The organism is Variovorax sp. YR566, assembly GCF_051992195.1.
Classification (GTDB): Bacteria; Pseudomonadota; Gammaproteobacteria; order Burkholderiales; family Burkholderiaceae_C; genus Variovorax.
Window position 1 is genome coordinate 2,512,729 of record NZ_CP197092.1, and the last position, 15,444, is coordinate 2,528,172.

At 68.1% G+C, this 15,444-nt stretch carries 19 protein-coding genes; 2 read left to right on the plus strand and 17 right to left on the minus strand.

What is annotated here, in order from left to right:
- Window positions 1-16: 16 nt before the first annotated feature.
- Window positions 17-1,318 (plus strand): NAD(P)/FAD-dependent oxidoreductase, encoded by a 1,302-nt coding sequence (locus tag ACTG4X_RS11670; protein WP_440533859.1) that lies wholly within the window; start codon window positions 17-19, stop codon window positions 1,316-1,318.
- Here the strand turns inward: ACTG4X_RS11670 and ACTG4X_RS11675 are convergent.
- A complete protein-coding gene (locus ACTG4X_RS11675) occupies window positions 1,315-2,211 on the minus strand; it encodes a LysR family transcriptional regulator (protein WP_440533860.1) in 897 nt (298 codons plus the stop codon). The genes ACTG4X_RS11670 and ACTG4X_RS11675 overlap by 4 nt on opposite strands.
- Window positions 2,212-2,223: 12 nt before the next feature.
- On the opposite strand from ACTG4X_RS11675, the gene ACTG4X_RS11680 reads away from it, so the two are divergent.
- Window positions 2,224-3,213 (plus strand): isocitrate lyase/PEP mutase family protein, encoded by a 990-nt coding sequence (locus ACTG4X_RS11680; protein ID WP_440533861.1) that lies wholly within the window; start codon window positions 2,224-2,226, stop codon window positions 3,211-3,213.
- On the opposite strand, the gene ACTG4X_RS11685 is transcribed toward ACTG4X_RS11680, so the two are convergent.
- The 16 genes from ACTG4X_RS11685 to ACTG4X_RS11760 all read right to left on the minus strand — a co-directional run bounded on the left by ACTG4X_RS11685 (window position 3,182) and on the right by ACTG4X_RS11760 (window position 15,429).
- Window positions 3,182-3,472, minus strand: a complete 291-nt coding sequence (locus ACTG4X_RS11685) for a copper-binding protein (RefSeq protein WP_093177869.1) — start codon at window positions 3,470-3,472, stop codon at window positions 3,182-3,184. The two genes, ACTG4X_RS11680 and ACTG4X_RS11685, sit on opposite strands and share 32 nt — an antisense overlap.
- Window positions 3,473-3,504: 32 nt before the next feature.
- Window positions 3,505-3,951 carry a DUF411 domain-containing protein gene (locus ACTG4X_RS11690; RefSeq protein WP_097199601.1) on the minus strand — a complete coding sequence of 149 codons (447 nt, stop codon included), beginning with the start codon at window positions 3,949-3,951 and terminating at the stop codon, window positions 3,505-3,507.
- 10 nt (window positions 3,952-3,961) lie between these two features.
- Complete coding sequence (locus ACTG4X_RS11695) at window positions 3,962-4,480, minus strand: cupredoxin domain-containing protein (RefSeq protein WP_093078798.1); 519 nt, start codon at window positions 4,478-4,480, stop codon at window positions 3,962-3,964.
- A 33-nt stretch (window positions 4,481-4,513) separates the two neighbouring features.
- Window positions 4,514-5,905, minus strand: coding sequence for a multicopper oxidase family protein (locus tag ACTG4X_RS11700; protein ID WP_093058288.1), 1,392 nt, complete (start codon window positions 5,903-5,905; stop codon window positions 4,514-4,516).
- A 1-nt stretch (window position 5,906) separates the two neighbouring features.
- Window positions 5,907-7,382: a TolC family protein gene (locus ACTG4X_RS11705; RefSeq protein WP_440533862.1), complete on the minus strand. Its 1,476-nt coding sequence runs from the start codon at window positions 7,380-7,382 to the stop codon at window positions 5,907-5,909.
- Window positions 7,383-7,459: 77 nt separating this feature from the next.
- Window positions 7,460-7,876 carry a hypothetical protein gene (locus tag ACTG4X_RS11710; protein WP_440533863.1) on the minus strand — a complete coding sequence of 139 codons (417 nt, stop codon included), beginning with the start codon at window positions 7,874-7,876 and terminating at the stop codon, window positions 7,460-7,462.
- Between the two features lie 36 nt (window positions 7,877-7,912).
- Entirely contained in the window at window positions 7,913-8,191 is a 279-nt protein-coding gene (locus ACTG4X_RS11715) for a hypothetical protein (RefSeq protein WP_440533864.1), read from the minus strand.
- Window positions 8,188-9,192, minus strand: a complete 1,005-nt coding sequence (locus tag ACTG4X_RS11720) for a glycerophosphodiester phosphodiesterase (protein WP_440533865.1) — start codon at window positions 9,190-9,192, stop codon at window positions 8,188-8,190. Before ACTG4X_RS11720 ends, ACTG4X_RS11715 begins: the two co-directional genes overlap by 4 nt.
- Complete coding sequence (locus ACTG4X_RS11725) at window positions 9,189-9,770, minus strand: DUF1439 domain-containing protein (RefSeq protein WP_093078789.1); 582 nt, start codon at window positions 9,768-9,770, stop codon at window positions 9,189-9,191. The genes ACTG4X_RS11720 and ACTG4X_RS11725 overlap by 4 nt, the downstream gene beginning before the upstream one ends.
- Window positions 9,771-9,827: 57 nt before the next feature.
- The gene (locus tag ACTG4X_RS11730) at window positions 9,828-10,796 is read right to left on the minus strand and encodes a succinylglutamate desuccinylase/aspartoacylase domain-containing protein (protein WP_371127407.1); all 969 of its coding nucleotides are present in this window, start codon (window positions 10,794-10,796) and stop codon (window positions 9,828-9,830) included.
- 2 nt (window positions 10,797-10,798) lie between these two features.
- Window positions 10,799-11,779 carry a Bug family tripartite tricarboxylate transporter substrate binding protein gene (locus tag ACTG4X_RS11735; RefSeq protein WP_093078787.1) on the minus strand — a complete coding sequence of 327 codons (981 nt, stop codon included), beginning with the start codon at window positions 11,777-11,779 and terminating at the stop codon, window positions 10,799-10,801.
- Between the two features lie 91 nt (window positions 11,780-11,870).
- Window positions 11,871-12,764 (minus strand): LysR family transcriptional regulator, encoded by an 894-nt coding sequence (locus ACTG4X_RS11740; protein ID WP_093058296.1) that lies wholly within the window; start codon window positions 12,762-12,764, stop codon window positions 11,871-11,873.
- 18 nt (window positions 12,765-12,782) lie between these two features.
- Window positions 12,783-13,271, minus strand: coding sequence for a GNAT family N-acetyltransferase (locus ACTG4X_RS11745; RefSeq protein WP_440533866.1), 489 nt, complete (start codon window positions 13,269-13,271; stop codon window positions 12,783-12,785).
- 54 nt (window positions 13,272-13,325) lie between these two features.
- Window positions 13,326-14,105, minus strand: coding sequence for an amino acid ABC transporter ATP-binding protein (locus ACTG4X_RS11750; protein WP_093078782.1), 780 nt, complete (start codon window positions 14,103-14,105; stop codon window positions 13,326-13,328).
- Entirely contained in the window at window positions 14,089-14,742 is a 654-nt protein-coding gene (locus tag ACTG4X_RS11755; RefSeq protein ID WP_093058299.1) for an amino acid ABC transporter permease, read from the minus strand. The genes ACTG4X_RS11750 and ACTG4X_RS11755 overlap by 17 nt, the downstream gene beginning before the upstream one ends.
- A gap of 24 nt (window positions 14,743-14,766) precedes the next feature.
- Entirely contained in the window at window positions 14,767-15,429 is a 663-nt protein-coding gene (locus ACTG4X_RS11760) for an amino acid ABC transporter permease (protein WP_093058300.1), read from the minus strand.
- Window positions 15,430-15,444 lie beyond the last annotated feature (15 nt).

Below are 15,444 nucleotides of genomic sequence, written 5' to 3' on the forward strand. Positions count from 1 at the left end.
CTCTACGATCCCCACCATGACAGTTGCAAGAAGTTTCTCCCCAGACGGCGGCCGCCGTCATGTCGTGGTGATCGGCGCGGGCGCGGTGGGCAGCGCCACCGCCATCGAAGCCCTGCGCGCGGGCCTGCGCGTGACGGTGGTGGAGCCCGGCGAACCGGGTGGTCCGCAGGCCACGAGCTACGGCAATGCCGGCTGGCTGTCGTCGCACTCCGTGGTGCCGCCCGCGCTGCCGGGTGCCTGGCGCAAGGTGCCGGGCTGGCTGGCCGACCCGCTCGGGCCGCTCGCCCTGCGCTGGCGCTACCTGCCGCGCGCCCTGCCATGGCTGCTGCGTTACCTGGCCTCGGGCTGGACCGAGGCGCGCGTGCAGCGCACGGCCGACGCACTGCGCACGCTGCTGGCCGACGCGCCCGCGCTGCATGCGCAACTGGCCGCCGAGGCCGGCGTGCCGCAGCTCATCGAGCGGCGCGGGCTGCTGCACGCCTACCGTTCGCGCGCCGAGTTCGACGGCGATGCGCTGGGCTGGCGCGTGCGCCAGCGCGTCGGCGTCCAGTGGGAGGAATGGCCGGAAGACGAACTGCGCCGCCGCGAGCCCGATCTGGCGGCGCGCTACACGCTCGGCATCTTCGTGCCCGAAGCCGGCCACTGCCGCAATCCGGGCGCCTACGTGGCGGCCCTGGCGCAGCATGCACTCGATGCGGGCGCCGAACGTGTCGCCGCCCGCGCGACGGGTTTTCGCATCGAGGGCGGCCGTCTGCGCGCCGTGCGCACTGAGGCCGGCGAAATCGCCTGCGACGGCGCCGCCATCTGCGCCGGTGCCCGCTCAGGCCCGCTGGCCGCAGCCGCCGGCTCCGCGGTGCCGCTGGAGTCGGAGCGCGGCTACCACGTGGTCGTCGAAGACGCCACGGCCGGCCCGCGCACGCCGACCATGGTGGCCGACGGCAAGCTCATCGCGCACTGGATGGACGGCGGCCTGCGCGCGGCAGGGCAGGTCGAGATCGCGGGCCTCGAAGCGGCGCCCGACTGGCGCCGCGCCGAAATCCTGCACGAGCATCTGCAATCGATGTTTCCGTCGCTTGCACGACCCGCGCCCGGCGCGCCTTCAGTGAAGCACTGGCTCGGACACCGCCCGAGCCTGCCCGACGGGCTGCCCTGCATCGGCCCGTCAGGCGGCAGCGCCGACATCGTGCTGGCCTTCGGGCATGGCCATGTCGGCCTGTGTGGCTCGGCGCGCACGGGGCGGCTGGTGGCGCAGTTGCTCACGGGCGTTGCTGCGGAGATACCGTTGGCGCCTTTCGACCCGGGGCGCTTCAAGTCCTAGAGTTCGCCGCGCTCCAGCTCCGTGAGTAGTGCGCGCGTCGCGCGGCTGAGAAATGCCGACCGGCGCACGACGCAAGCTACGGGAACGCTCACATCGAGATCCGCGACTCGGATCAGCGCGAGATTGCCTTGTCCGACTTCCTCGGCAATGGCGCTTTCCTGGAGGAGCGCCAGGCCGAATCCCGCTTCGACCAGGCGCTTCTGAGCGGTCAGGCTGTCGATGGCGGTCCAGTCGATCCGCTCCACGCCCCGCACGAGGAACTGCGAAAAGATCGCCTCCGCGTAGGGCTCTGCGCGCCGCGGCTGCTGCGGAAAAGCCAGCCACCGTTCCCTCGAAAGACGGACGAGCGACTTCAACCGCTTGCCCGCGAGCGGATGGGTCGGCGCGCATGCGATCACAAGTCGCTCGTGGTGAATGATCTTGCACAGGAGGTCCGGCGACGGATCTTCGTAGTAGCGCAACCCCACGGCCGCATCGCCGGCACGGACCTTCTCGCTGACCTCGGCGCTGGTTGCTGTCTGCAGGCGGATGTCGAGGTCGGGAAGCGAGGACTTGAGTGTGGCGAGCACGGCAGCGAGGCCGGAGCTTGCGAGCGTTCCGACAGCCGCGATGTGCACCGTGCCTGCCGCGCCGGACTTGGCGGCCTCCACCGCGGCGGCAGCGTCGCCGAGCGCAGCGGCAACCTTCTCGGCGTGGGGCACCAGGGCCTGGCCCGCCTGGCTCAGCCGGAGCCCGCGACCGATGCGCTCGAACAGCGGCGCGCCCAGCTCCTCCTCCAGCAGCGCGATGCGGCGACTGATTGCCGATTGCGTGCGTGCAAGCGCAGACGCAGCTGCAGACACGCCGCCTCGCCGATGCACCGTCAGGAACGTGGCAAGAGCTTCTGAATCCATTTGACGCCACCCATGCAAGAGATCGATAGATCAAAGAAATATTATGCGTTTGACGCGCATCTACCTCCACATCACCATCGCGCCTTCATCCATCACGGCGGAGTTGAAATGGACCAGGAGACACGCATTGCGCGCGGCCGCACCTTCCTCGAACTGCATCGGGCGAAGCGCGGATTCATCATGCCCAACGCCTGGGATCCGGGCAGCGCGGTGCTGCTCGCATCAGAGGGCTTCAAGGCAATCGGCACCACCAGCGCCGGCATCGCGTTCTCGCTGGGAAAGCCGGACTACAACGTCAGGGATGCCCGCCTCTCAGTCAGCCGCGAGGAGATGCTCGCCGTGGTCAGGAAGATCGCCGAGGCGGTGGCCATTCCCGTGAGTGCCGACCTGGAAGCCGGCTACGGGGACGCGCCGGAGCAAGTCGCCGACACCGTTCGCATGGCCATCGACGCGGGTGCGGCGGGCGGCAACATTGAGGATACCGATGCCGAGCATGGGCGCCTGTTCGACGAGGGGCTGGCCGTCGCCCGCATCGCAGCCGCCCGTGCCGCCATCGATGCCGCGGGTGGCGGCTTCGTGCTGAACGCACGCACCGATGCGTTCCTGCTTCCCGGCGACGATGCACTGAACGTCGCGATCCGGCGCGCCAACCACTTCATGGAGGCGGGGGCGCACTGCGTGTTCGTGCCCGGGGTTACTGATCTGTCCCGGGTCGCGACGCTGGCGCGCGAAATCGCGGGCCCCCTCAACATCGTGGTGGGGTTGAACGAGGCGTCCGCCAGCGCTTTCGAGCTGATCGATGCAGGGGCCGCGCGGATCAGCGTGGGGGGATCGATCGCACGCTCGGTCATGGCGCTCGTGAGGCGCAGCGCGCGGGAACTGCACGCGCACGGAACGGTCTCTTACGCGGGCAGCCAGATTCCCCAGCACGAACTCAATGCCCTGTTCGAAGGGGCACTGCGGGCGAAGCTCAGTTTGCCGGAGCTATCGACAGCACAGTGAGCGCGCCGTCGACCTTGTCGGCCGTGAACTGCACCTTGTCGCCGGGCTTCACCTTCGTGAGCAGCGCGGGATCGCTCACGCGGAAGACCATCGTCATGCCCGTCATCTCGAGGTTGGGAATGTCGCCGTGCTTCAGCGTGATCTTCTTCGCGTCGGTGTCGATCTTGCGGACCTCGCCTTCGACGGACGGCAATGCGGCCTGCGCGAAGGCGGCTGCAGCGAGCAGGGCGGCACAGAGTGCGGTGAACAGTTTCTTCATGATGAGTTTGCTTTCCTCGGTTGTCGGTTGATTCAGCGATAGCTTTGATAGATGCGCGTGCTGCCATCGGCCAGCACCAGCAGCACGTCGTAGGGATCGCGCTGGTCGCCGTAGGCAGGGCCGTCCATGCCCGGCGAGCCGATCGGCATGCCGGGCACGGCGAGGCCGACGGCCTTGGGCTTTTCCTTGAGCAGCCGCTGCACTTCGCGTGCGGGCACGTGGCCTTCGATGGCGTAGCCGCCGACGAGGCCCGTGTGGCACGAGCCCAGCTTGGCGGGCATGCCCAGGCGGGTGCGCGCGGCCGTGTTGCCTTCGTCGTGCACGCGCGTGGCAAAGCCGCTCTTGTTGAGATGCTTGACCCAGTCCTGGCAGCAGCCGCAGTTCGGGTCTTTCCAGATCTCGACCATCGGTGCCGCGGCCATCGCAGTGAAAGGCACGGCAGTGGAAGCCAGTGCCAGCAGCAGGTTTCTTCGTTGCATGGTTTCTCCTTCAGGATTTGCCAGCGGCAGCCAGCACGCGGATGCGGCCGGCCATGCCGAGTTCGTAGTGGTCCTTCACGAGGCAGGCGAAGTCGAAATCGCCGGCGCGGTTGAAGGTCCAGACCATGTCGCCGGTCTTGCCGGCGGGCACATGCACCATCCACGGGTCGTCGTGTTCCATGTCCGGGAACTTCTTCATCATGGCCGCGTGAGCCTCGATCTCGGCGGTGGTGCCGAGCACGAGTTCGTGCAGTTCCTTGCCGCGGTTCTTCAGGCGCAGGCGGATGGTGTCGCCTTCGCGCACTTCGATGACCGAGGGCGTGAAGGTCATGTCGTCGGCCATCGCGATGTCGATGGTTCGCTTCACCGCATTGGCCTTGCCTGCGATGCCCCAGGCCTTCTGCTCGGGCGCGAGCGCGGCGGCGCCTTTGGGTTTGGGGCCGTTGTGGGCCTCGTGGGCCAACGAAGCAGTAGTGGCAGCCGCGAGCACGAGGCCCGCGGCGATGGACTTGATGAGTGTCTTGTTCATGATTTGAGCTCCGGAGAGGAAGGGGTAAAGGAATCAGTGGTTGTGTGCGCCAGACCCGGAGGGCTTGCGCACGGTTGCGTCGGGGCTGCTGTTCTTCATCGACGGCGCGGGTGTTTCCTTGCGCGTGGCCGGCGGCACGTTCGCGTTCGGCACTTCGCGTGCGACCGTGCCGGCCGGGTGCTTGAACCACCCCGGGTCGCGGTAGTCGCCGGGCTTCTGGTCGCGCCGCACCTTCAGCAGCGTGAACATGCCGCCCATCTCGGCCGATCCGAAGGGGCCGGTGCCCGTCATCATCGGCACGGTGTTGTCGGGAATGGGCATCTCCATTTCGCCCATGTCCGCCATGCCCTTGTCTCCCATCACCATGTAGTCGGGCACGAGCTTGCGGATCTTCTCGGCCACGCCCTTGTGGTCCACGCCGATCATGGTCGGCACGTCGTGGCCCATCGGCCCCATGGTGTGGTGCGCCTTGTGGCAGTGCAGCGACCAGTCGCCTTCCTCGTCGGCTATGAATTCCATCTGCCGCATCTGGCCCACCGCGATGTCAACCGACACCTCGGGCCAGCGCGCGGTGCGCGGCACGGGGCCGCCGTCGGTGCCAGTCACCTCGAACTCGTGGCCGTGGATGTGAATGGGGTGGTTGGTCATCGTGAGGTTGCCCACGCGGATGCGCACCCGGTCGCCCTTGCGCACGTTCAGCGTGTCGATGGCCGGGAACACGCGGCTGTTGAAGCTCCAGATGTTGAAGTCGGTCATGGTGTTGACCTTGGGCGTGGCGCTGCCGGGCTCCACGTCGAAGCTGCCGAGCAGGAAGCAGAAGTCGCGCTGCACGGGCTCGATCAGCGGATGACTCTCCTTCGGGTGCGTGACCCAGAAGCCCATCATCCCCATCGCCATCTGCACCATCTCGTCGGCGTGCGGGTGGTACATGAAGGTGCCGGGCCGGCGCGCGGTGAACTCGTAGACGAAGGTCTTGCCCGGCGGAATGTGCGGCTGCGTGATGCCGCCCACGCCGTCCATGCCGTTGGGCAGGCGCTGGCCGTGCCAGTGCACGGTGGTGTGCTCGGGCAGCCGGTTGGTCACGAAGATGCGCAGGCGGTCGCCCTCGACCACCTCGATGGTCGGGCCGGGCGACTGGCCGTTGTAGCCCCACATGTTGACCTTGAAGCCGGGCGCCATCTCGCGCACCACGGGTTCGGCGACGAGGTGGAATTCCTTGACGCCGGCGTTCATGCGCCAGGGCAGCGTCCAGCCGTTGAGCGTGACGACGGGGTTGTAGGGGCGGCCGTTCGGCGGAACGAGCGGCGGCGCAGTGGCGGTGGAGCCTTGCGACACAGGTTCGGGCAGTGCTGCCATGGACACACGGCTGACGGTGGTTGCGGCAACAGCGGTGGCTGCGCCTGCGAAGAAGTTGCGACGATTCATTTCAATGGCCTCCCGTTGCGGGGGCATCGCCGGCCGACGCGGTCTGCGCAGCCGTCATTCCACCGGGCGAGCTGCCCGTGAGCACCAGCTGCAGATCGGTGTCCGCCAGCCAGAAATCGCGCTGCGCCTCGATGCCTGCGTTCACGGCGAGCATGCTGGCGCGCGTTTCGCCAAGCAGCTCCCACACGCTCGCGAGCATGCCGTTGTAGCGAAGGACCATCTCCTCGTTGACCTTCTTGCGCAGCGGCAGCACCTCGTCGCGGTAGCGGCGGGCGATGGCGTAGGCGGTGTTCCAGCCCTGCCATGCTTCGCGCGCCTCGCTCGCGGCCAGCACGCCCACGTCGCGCACGCGGGCGGCCGACTGCAGGTATTGCGCCTCGGCGCGGCCATTGCGGGCCTGTCCCCAGTCGAAGATCGGAATGGGCAGGTCGAGTTCGAAGCCGCGCTTGGTCTTTTTCGTGCGGTCGGCGTCGTTGTCGAAGGTGGTGTTGCGCACCACGCCCAGTTCCATCGCGTTGATCACGCTGGTGGCATGCGTCAGGCCCAGCGAGCCGGCCACGGCGGTGTTCTGCGCTTGCGCCGAACGCACGTCGAGGCGGTCGCGCAGCGCCAGCGCCTGCACGTCGCCCAGTTCGGGCGCGGCTTGCGGCAGCGGTGGCAGGCGGTCGGGCAGGGTGTAGCCGGCGCGAGCGCCGCTCAGGCCCATCAGGCGCGTGAGCTGCTCGCGGCTAGCGACAGCCGCCTGTTCGGCACGCGCGAGCTGCGCGGCCGCGTCGGCCAGCAGCAGTTGTTCGCGGGTGCGCTGCAACGCGCTCCAGTTGCCGACCTGGGCCATGCGATGCGCGAGTTCGGCGCCGGCTTCCGCGGCCTCCTTCGCGTCGCGCAGGTAGACCACGCTCTGCTGCGCCGCCACTGCGCGCACCCAGGCGCGGCGAGTGTCAGCGGCGAGCATCAGCACGCTCTGCGCAGCCTGCAGCTTGGCCGCCTCGTGCCGCTGGCCGGCCCATCGGGCCTGCCATGGCAGCGTGACCAGGCCCACCACGTTGAAGCTGAGCATCCGCTCGAACTCGCGTTCGCTGCCCTGCGCCAGGCGGCTGAAGGAAAGCACCGGATTCGGCAGGCTCGCGGCCTGCACACGGTCGGCATCGCTAAGTTGCAGGGTGGCGAAGGCGTCTTGCACGCGCGGGCCGTTGATGAGCGCGATGCGTACCGCGGCTTCGACGTCCAGCGGCCTGGCGAGCAGGGCATCGACGCTCTTTTGCGAGGCTTCGTCGGGCGTGCGCTGGGCTGCGGTGCCCGCCATCAGCGGGTTGCCGTTGACCAGCGCCTGCACGTCGGCGGTGCCGCCGTCGGGCGAGAGGCTGGCGCAGCCTGCCAGTATCAGGACGCTCGCGAGTGCGGTGGCGCGTTTGAGCAGCGCGCTACTTCTTCGATAGCAAGGGGGGCCGGCAAGCTGCCGGCGAACAATGGGGTTCACGCTCGATCTCCATGAGCAATACGACGGACGCTGCGAGCCGGAAAGGGCTCACTGCGGACGGACTACGGGCAGGGAGATCAGGAAATGGGCGGCTTCAGGCCCTGTGCGGGCTCTGCGCTGGCGAAGCGGGCCGCGTGTGCCGCGGGCGGCGCCTGGGGCGCGCTGTGCACGATGTCGACGAGGGGCATGCCGCCAAGGGCCACCGTATGGCAGACCTGGCAGGCGGTGCAGGTGCCGCAGCCTTGATGGCCGGCGCCGTCGTTGCTGCTGTTGTCATGCGAACCGGCGTGGTCCGCCATGTCCATCTGCATGTCCATGCTGCTGCCGGCATCCATCGCCTCGTGGCAGTGGGCTTCGGTGGCCGTTGTCGCCATGGACACGGCCGCCTCAGCCGCCGGCAGCGAATGCCGCACCATCTCGACCGCCATGGCATCGCCGAGCCAGCCGCGGATGGGCAGCAGGACGATCATGAGGGCGAGCAGCAGGGTGCGCATGGGCGGGATGATAAACCTGCGTCCTAAGACATCAGTTCAAGACACCAGCTGGCCCCGGGCCTTGTCCACCCACACCTGCAGGTTGTCGAGCAGGTCTTTCTGGCTGAAGGAGCAGCTTTCCTCGCTGAAGAGCGCGCTCGACTCCAGCCGGTCGAGCAGGCTCAGCAGTACCTCGCCGTAGCGCGGTGGCAGGGCGCCGAGCAGCTCGGTGCTGGCGCGGGCTTCGTTCGACAGCGTGGTGACGGAGCCGCCGTCATTAGTGCGTAGGGCAGCGATGCGCGCGGCAATGGTGTCGAGTTGCTGTGCTGCGCTCATTGCTTGCCGTTCTTTCCGGGCGGAGGCAGCGACAGCCCGCGCTCGCGCATCAGGTCGCGCAGGATGTCCGGGTAGTCCGTGATGATCCCGTCCGCCCCCCAGTCCATCAGCCGCTGCATGTCGGCGCGCTGGTTCACGGTCCAGGGCAGCACCTTCAGGCCCAGCTTCTGCCCTTCCTTGATGACGGTAGGCGTGAGGTCGGCAAAGGCCGGCGACCAGATCACCGGGCCCGGCGCGTTGGCCGAAGCGGCCCTGACCATTTGCGGCACCGAGGCGAAGCCGGCCGCATCGATTCCGGCGGTCCAGCGGCTGTCCTTCAGCGTGCGGGGCGTTGTGAGGTAGGCGCGCGGCAATTGCGGCGCGAGCTTGCCGACCAGCGCCAGCGTTCGCCAGTCGAAGCTCTGGATCGTCACACGGTCGGCCATCTTCGCCTTGTCGATCTCGGCGAGCAGCGCGCGCACCATCGGCTCGGGCGCGGCGGTTTCCTCAGGCTTGGTCGGGTCGATCTTGGTCTCGATGTTGAAACGCACCGTGGCCGCGTCGGCGCCGCGTGCCTGCACCTGCGCGAACAGCGCGGCCAGAGTGGGAATGCGCTCGCCGTCGCGCGGCTGCTGCAGCGCGAACTGCTTGCCGTAGTTGCTCGTCGGGTTGAGGCGGCCCACGTCGTAGGTCTGCAGCTGGGCCAGCGTGAGCGAGCGGATGGCCGCGCCGGTGTTCGGCGCCAGCCATGCGCCGCTCGCATCGCGCGTGTGGTCGGGGTTGAGCGAGGTGTCGTGCGAGATCACGACAACGCCGTCGGCCGTGAGCCCGATGTCGAGTTCGAGCGTGGTCACGCCAAGGTCGACGGCATTGGAGAACGCGGCCAGCGTGTTCTCGGGAGCCAGCCCGCGTCCGCCGCGGTGGGCTTCGAGGTCGAAGTGCTGCTTGGCCGTGGGCAGGACGGCGGCGCAGCCTGCCATGAGCAGGGCGGAAAGGGCAGCAGAGAGAAGGGCGTATTTCATTTGAGCTGCACTTTGATCCCGTTGTCTTGCACCGTGATGTCGCCGATCTCGTAGGTCTTGCGCCCGACCGTGAGTTCGTCGGCCGTGAAGCTGCGCAGCACCTGGCCCTGCAGCAGTTCCTGCGCGACCACCGCGCCGATCTTCTGCAGCCGCTCGGCGTCGCGGCCTTCGACGCCCTGCAGCTCGAGGCGCTCGGCCTTGGGCTGGTCGAGCCGCAGCGCGCGCGTGGCCGGGTCGTACCTCAGCGCACTGCTGACCGACACCAGGCCCTGCACCGGCGAGGCCGCCAGCAGCGGGCTGGCGATGGTCAGCGTGGCCGTGATGGCCGCGCGGTTGCCGCGTGCGTCCAGGCCCAACTGCGGATCGCGCAGCCCGACCATGAAGATCTCGGCATAGCGCTCGGCCACCGGGAAGCGCTTGGCGATCTGCGTCTGCAGCTCGTCGCGGGTGGCGGTGTATTCGCTGGTGAAGAAATTGAAGCCGGCCAGCGCCGCGAAGGGCGCCTGCAGGGCCGCGGCGCCCAGCAGCGCGCGCAGCACCCGGCGACGGGAGGTGGGGGACGGGGTGCGGAGGTTCATACCGGCCCGAGCTTGCCACAGCCGCAAAGGTTCCCGCCAGCCGCCCCCGGGGAGGCCTTAGAGGAGCCGGCGACGGGCGTATCGCACCACCGTCACGCCCGGCTTGGCCTGGCGTGTCGAGGGCATCACGAGCACGCAGTCGTCGTAGGGCGTGACCACGGGCTCGCCCTCGTTCCAGCCGATCACGGTGCCCGCGCGTTCGATCACTTCCAGGCCGGTGAAGGGCTGCGCGAAGCGGAAGTCCTCGCCGCGCGCCACCACGGGGCCGGTCACGTCCAGCGCCCACTGCCGGGGTGCGTCGGGCTGCAGCCAGCCGGGCAGTTGCTGCGCGATGGCGGCATCGTCCAGCGTGCCGGCCGCCCGCAGGAAGCGCGCGCACTGGTCTTGCGCCACCGTGCGGCTGGCCGGGTCGCCATGGAATCCGCATTCGACCAGCAGTGCGAGGGCGTCGCTTTGCGCGTCGGCATCGGGCGCGCCGAACCGGCCGAAGTCGCGCATGCGCACGCCGTCCTTGTGGCCTGCGTCGATGACCACGTGCTCCGGGCTGCGCATTGCCTGCGCCAGCCGCAGATTGCGCGGCTGGATGCCGGTGAGCGTCAGCGGCGCCGAGGGCTCGTGCATCGAGTGCAGGTCGAGCAGCCAGTCGGCCTGAGTCACATAGGGCAGCAGCGCCGCGGCACGACGCCTCTCCCGCGTGCCACCGGCCTCGATGCGATCGGGCAGCCACTGGCGGTTGAGGTCTTCGTCGACAAAGCGCGAGGCATCGTGGTCGGCCACGTCGAAGGTGTCGAAGGCTTCCAGGTTGCAGAACGCCAGCGTGAGCGTGCCGCGCTGCGGGCGCACGCCGGCCTCCAGCAGGCCCTTGAGCGCCCAGGCGCCGCACACTTCGTTGCCGTGCACGAGTGCGCTGATCATCACGTGCCGGCCGGGCGCTTCGGCTTCGAAGTGCCAGACGCCTTCGACGCCGGTGTTGCCGGCGCGCCAGGCAGAGAGGTCGGGGGCGGGGAGTTGAAACAGCGTGGACAAGCTCATTCCTTGATGTTGGCGAATTTGACGATGGTCTTGTACTTGGCGGTCTCGGTGACCAGGAATTTGTCGATGTCCACGTTCGACGTCGGCACGACCGAGCTGGCGGCTTCCATCTTCTTGCGGAAGTCGGGCGACTGCAGCGTCTCGTTCAGTGCCGTCTTCAGCCGGGCCAGCACCGGCTCCGGCAGCTTCGCCGGCCCCAGCAGCGCGAACCAGACGCCGATGTCCAGGCCCTTGAGGCTCGGGCTCTCGCTGAGCGCCGGCAGGTCGGGCGTGATGGCCGAGCGCCTGGCCTCGGTGGTGCCCAGCGCCACCATCTTGCCGCTGCGGATGTAGGGCAGGGCGCTGGAGAGGACGAACACGCCGAAGTCGATGTTGCCGCCCAGAAGGTCATTGGTGAGCGGCGCCACGCCGCGGTAGGGCACGTGCGTCATGAAGACGCCGCCCTGCTGCTTGAGCATTTCTCCGGCCAGGTGCAGCGAGGTTCCGACGCCGGAGCTGCCGTAGCTGTACTTGCCGGGGTTCTTCTTCAGCAGCGCGAGGAATTCGCCGGTGTTCTTCACGCCGGCGCCCGGGGCGGCCACCAGGACCAGCGGCTGCGAGGCAATCAGGCCGATGGGCGTGAAGTCCTTCGGCTCGTACTTCACGTTGCTGTTGACCAGCCTGTTGATTGCCACTTCGTTGCTGGCACCGGCGAGCAGCGTGTAGCCATCGGGCGCGGCATTGGCGACCTTCTGCGCGCCGATGGCGCCACCGGCACCGCCCACGTTGTCGATGATCACCGGTACGCCAAGGCGATGGGACAACTCGACGCCGAGCGCACGCCCGGTGAGATCGGTAGAGCCGCCCGGCGGGTAGGCCACCACTAGCGTGATGGGCTTGTTCGGGTAGGCCTGGGCATTGGCCGGGCCGGAGGCGGCCCAGGCAAGGCCGCACAGGGCCACGGCGAGACAGGAGGAGAAAGCACGGGGAAGACGCATCGTTGCCTCGGAGTTGTAGTAATCCCGAGGATTCTGCGGGGCCGATCATTCCTGCGTGGTGCCTTGCTGGCACGAAGCCGTGCCGATTGGGCTAGCGCGGCGTCATTGCCCGCCACACATCCTCGGCCAGCGGACCCAGCCGGCGCTTCGGCCGATAGAGCCGAACCTCGAAGCGCACCTCCATGCGCCGGCCGCCCACGGGCACCAGCCGGCCGGCCTTGCAATCGCCCTGCACCATCGACCAGGGCAGCCATGCCACGCCCAGCCCTCTCAGCACGTACTCGTAGAGTGCGTCGGCCGAATCGCATTCGATGCGACGCTGGAGGCGCGGCGCCTGCGGATTGTTGGCAAGCAGGTCTTCCACCATGCGGCCCATGGCGAGCGTGCGGGCATAGGACAGAAATGGCACCTGGCCGGTGCCGTCGAAGCTGTGCCTGGCAAGGCCTTGCGCATCGGTGCGCGACACGGGCACAAGCTTGTCGGACGCCACCGTCACATGGGAAAACTGCCGCCCATCGAGCCGGAAAGTGAGTGCGGCGTGGTGAAAGATCAGCGAGAAATCCACCTCGTTGTGTTCCAGCATCCGCACCGTTTCCGCCAGCGCGCCCGTCAGCACGCGCACCTCGCCGTCGCGCAGCACGGGTTGCAGCCGCACCAGCCAGTCGGCCATCACCGTGCGCGCGAGCGTGCGGCCCGTGACCAGCGTCACAGTGCGGGCCTGCCGGCCGGCCACGTTGTGCACCTCTTCACGCGAGCCCTCGACGCTGCGCACCACCTGGCTGGCGTTGTCCAGGAAGCTCTCGCCTGCCGCCGTCAGCACGACCGGCGAGCTGCCGCGTTCGATCAGCGTCGCGCCGGCCCACGACTCGAGTGCGCGGATGCGCCGCCCGAAGGCCGGGTGCGTGACGTGGCGAAGCTCGGCCGCGCGCGTGAAGCTGCGCGTCTGCGCCAGCGCGATGAAGTCCTCCATCCATTTGAATTGCATGGTGCGGAGCGAGGCTGGCTAGTTGTCCAAGGGGAGTTCGTAGCGGGCAAAGGACGAGGTGCCCTTTTGAATCTCGCTGTGCAGCAGGAAACCGAAGCGTTCGTAGAGGCTTCGCAGGGCCGCCCTGTCTGCCACGCAATCGAGCCGAAGATGCCTGCGCCCGAGCTCGAAGGCGCGCTCTCGTGCAAAGGCCAGGAGGGCGGTCGACACGCCGCGCCCGGCCCACGCCCGGCGAACAGCCAGCTTGTGCACGAACGCCGAGCTGCCCGGTTCGATCTCGGGCCAGAAGAAGGGGTCTTCCATGTCGAGCCGCACCACCCCGGCCACGTCGCCGTTCTCGCGTGCGATGAAGTAGCGCCCGGCATCGGTGTCGCGCTGCACGCGCTCGAGGCCGACGTCGGCGGCCGACCACAGCGGCCGGCCATCGGCGGCGAGCCATTGGGCGGCTTCGTTCAGAACGGCGGCAACTGTGGCCGCTTCGGAGGGGGGTGCTTGCTCTATGTACATCGCGGTGGCGGAGGATAGCCGACCGACCGCAAGACCCCTCTCGGCCTCAATCACTCAGTCATGCAGCGACGACAGGAACTGCTTGAGCTCCGCCGTCTGCGGATTCCCGAACAGTTCCGCCGGCGGCCCCATCTCGTGCACGCGGCCCTGGTGCATGAAGATCACGCGGTCGCTGACCTTGCGCGCAAAGCTCATCTCGTGCGTGACCATCAGCAGCGTCATGCCTTCGTCGGCCAGCGACTCCACCACGCGCAGCACCTCGCCCACCAGTTCGGGGTCGAGCGCCGATGTGATTTCGTCGCACAGCAGCACGGCTGGTTCCATCGCCAGCGCGCGGGCAATGGCCACGCGCTGCTGCTGGCCGCCAGAGAGCTGGTCGGGCATGGCGTCGAACTTCTCGGCCAGGCCCACGCGCGTGAGCAGCTTGCGCGCCTGCGAGGCGGCTTCGAGGCTGCCGCGCTTCTTCACCAGCGTGGGCGCGAGCATCACGTTCTTGCCGACCGTGAGGTGCGGGAACAGGTTGAAGCTCTGGAAGATCATGCCCACGCGCTGGCGCAGTTCGCGCATGGCCATGGCGCTTTCGTGCAGCAGGGGCTTGCCGTCGACCGTGAGCGAGCCTTCCTGGAACACTTCGAGTCCGTTGATGCAGCGCAGCAGCGTGCTCTTGCCCGAGCCGCTCTTGCCGATGATGGCGATTACCTCGCCGCGCTTCACGTCGAGGTCGATGCCCTTCAGGACTTCGTTGGTGCCGTACGACTTGCGCAGCGCGGTGATGCGCACGATGGGGGCGCCCACCGAGGTGGCGGGTTGTTGCGGTTCAAGCACGGCGGCCATGGGTTTTCCTCTCGAGATTCTTGGCGTACAGGCTCACGGGGAAGCACAGCACGAAATAAAGCAGGGCCACGCAGCTGAACACCACGAAGGGCTTGAAGGTGGCGTTCGAAATCATGCTGCCGGCCTTGGTGAGTTCGACAAAGCCGATCACCGACGCCAGCGCCGTGCCCTTGATGACTTGCACCAGAAAGCCGACCGTTGGCGCAATGGCGATCTTCACGGCCTGCGGCAGGATCACGTGGCGCATCTGCTCGCCGAAGCTCAAGGCCAGGCTGCCCGAGGCTTCCCACTGGCCCTTCGGGATCGAGGCCACGCAGCCGCGCCAGATCTCGGTGAGAAACGCACTGGTGTAGAGCGTGAGCGCCACGCTCGCGGCCGTCCACGCAGACACGTCGATGCCGAACAACGCAATGCCGAAGTAGGCCAGGAACAGCTGCATCAGCAGCGGCGTGCCCTGGAAGAGCTGCACGTAAAGGCTCACGGCCCTGCCGATCGCCTTGCCGCCGCGCATCCGCAAAAACAGCAGCAGCGCGCCCACGAGGCCACCGCCGATGAAGGCGATGAGCGACAGCACGACGGTCCAGCGCAACGCCATCAGCAGGTTGCGCAGGATGTCCCAGAGAGAAAAATCAGCCATGGTGAAAAAGGCCTCGGTATTCGGTCAGCGGCCGAAGAAGAACTTCGGACCCGCCCAGTCGAGCAGCCGCCGCAGCGCCACCGACAGCGCCAGGTAAATCAGCGTGGCGATGATGAAAGCCTCGAAGGCGCGGAAGTTGCGGCTCTGGATCAGGTTGGCCGCGTAGCTCAGCTCCTCGGTCGAGATCTGCCCGCACACGGCGGAGCCCAGCATCACGATGACGATCTGGCTCACCATCGCGGGCCACACCTTCTTCAGCGCCGGCGGCAGCACCACGCGCAGGAATACCTGCGACTTGCTCAGCGCCAGGCTCACGGCCGCCTCGATCTGCCCCTTGGGCGTGGCCTCGATGCCGGCGCGGATGATCTCGGTGGAGTAGGCGCCCAGGTTCATCACCATCGCGATCACCGAAGCCACCTCCGGCGAAAGCTTGACGCCCGCCGCCGGCAGCCCGAAGAAGATGAAGAACAGCTGCACGATGAAGGGCGTGTTGCGGATCAGCTCCACATAGGTACCCACGATGGCGCGCAGCCACTTCGGGCCGCCCGAGCGCGCCCATGCGCAGAAGGTGCCGACGATCATGCCCAGCACGGTGCCCACGGCGGTGAGGCCGACGGTCCACGCCACGCCGCGCAGCAGCAGCGGCCATTCGGCGAGCACCGCGCCAAAGTCAAACTCGATGTTCATGGCCGCGCAGTTCGA

What these genes read in the sequence shown, in the direction of transcription:
- ACTG4X_RS11690 (WP_097199601.1), bottom strand. Translation starts at nt 3,951, where the DNA reads ATGCAACGAAGAAACCTGCTGCTGGCACTGGCTTCCACTGCCGTGCCT.
- ACTG4X_RS11725 (WP_093078789.1), bottom strand. Translation starts at nt 9,770, where the DNA reads ATGAACCTCCGCACCCCGTCCCCCACCTCCCGTCGCCGGGTGCTGCGC.
- ACTG4X_RS11720 (WP_440533865.1), bottom strand. Translation starts at nt 9,192, where the DNA reads ATGAAATACGCCCTTCTCTCTGCTGCCCTTTCCGCCCTGCTCATGGCA.
- ACTG4X_RS11675 (WP_440533860.1), bottom strand. Translation starts at nt 2,211, where the DNA reads ATGGATTCAGAAGCTCTTGCCACGTTCCTGACGGTGCATCGGCGAGGC.
- ACTG4X_RS11735 (WP_093078787.1), bottom strand. Translation starts at nt 11,779, where the DNA reads ATGCGTCTTCCCCGTGCTTTCTCCTCCTGTCTCGCCGTGGCCCTGTGC.
- ACTG4X_RS11710 (WP_440533863.1), bottom strand. Translation starts at nt 7,876, where the DNA reads ATGCGCACCCTGCTGCTCGCCCTCATGATCGTCCTGCTGCCCATCCGC.
- ACTG4X_RS11740 (WP_093058296.1), bottom strand. Translation starts at nt 12,764, where the DNA reads ATGCAATTCAAATGGATGGAGGACTTCATCGCGCTGGCGCAGACGCGC.
- ACTG4X_RS11750 (WP_093078782.1), bottom strand. Translation starts at nt 14,105, where the DNA reads ATGGCCGCCGTGCTTGAACCGCAACAACCCGCCACCTCGGTGGGCGCC.
- ACTG4X_RS11685 (WP_093177869.1), bottom strand. Translation starts at nt 3,472, where the DNA reads ATGAAGAAACTGTTCACCGCACTCTGTGCCGCCCTGCTCGCTGCAGCC.
- ACTG4X_RS11745 (WP_440533866.1), bottom strand. Translation starts at nt 13,271, where the DNA reads ATGTACATAGAGCAAGCACCCCCCTCCGAAGCGGCCACAGTTGCCGCC.
- ACTG4X_RS11695 (WP_093078798.1), bottom strand. Translation starts at nt 4,480, where the DNA reads ATGAACAAGACACTCATCAAGTCCATCGCCGCGGGCCTCGTGCTCGCG.
- ACTG4X_RS11670 (WP_440533859.1), top strand. Translation starts at nt 17, where the DNA reads ATGACAGTTGCAAGAAGTTTCTCCCCAGACGGCGGCCGCCGTCATGTC.
- ACTG4X_RS11755 (WP_093058299.1), bottom strand. Translation starts at nt 14,742, where the DNA reads ATGGCTGATTTTTCTCTCTGGGACATCCTGCGCAACCTGCTGATGGCG.
- ACTG4X_RS11680 (WP_440533861.1), top strand. Translation starts at nt 2,224, where the DNA reads ATGCAAGAGATCGATAGATCAAAGAAATATTATGCGTTTGACGCGCAT.
- ACTG4X_RS11715 (WP_440533864.1), bottom strand. Translation starts at nt 8,191, where the DNA reads ATGAGCGCAGCACAGCAACTCGACACCATTGCCGCGCGCATCGCTGCC.
- ACTG4X_RS11760 (WP_093058300.1), bottom strand. Translation starts at nt 15,429, where the DNA reads ATGAACATCGAGTTTGACTTTGGCGCGGTGCTCGCCGAATGGCCGCTG.
- ACTG4X_RS11700 (WP_093058288.1), bottom strand. Translation starts at nt 5,905, where the DNA reads ATGAATCGTCGCAACTTCTTCGCAGGCGCAGCCACCGCTGTTGCCGCA.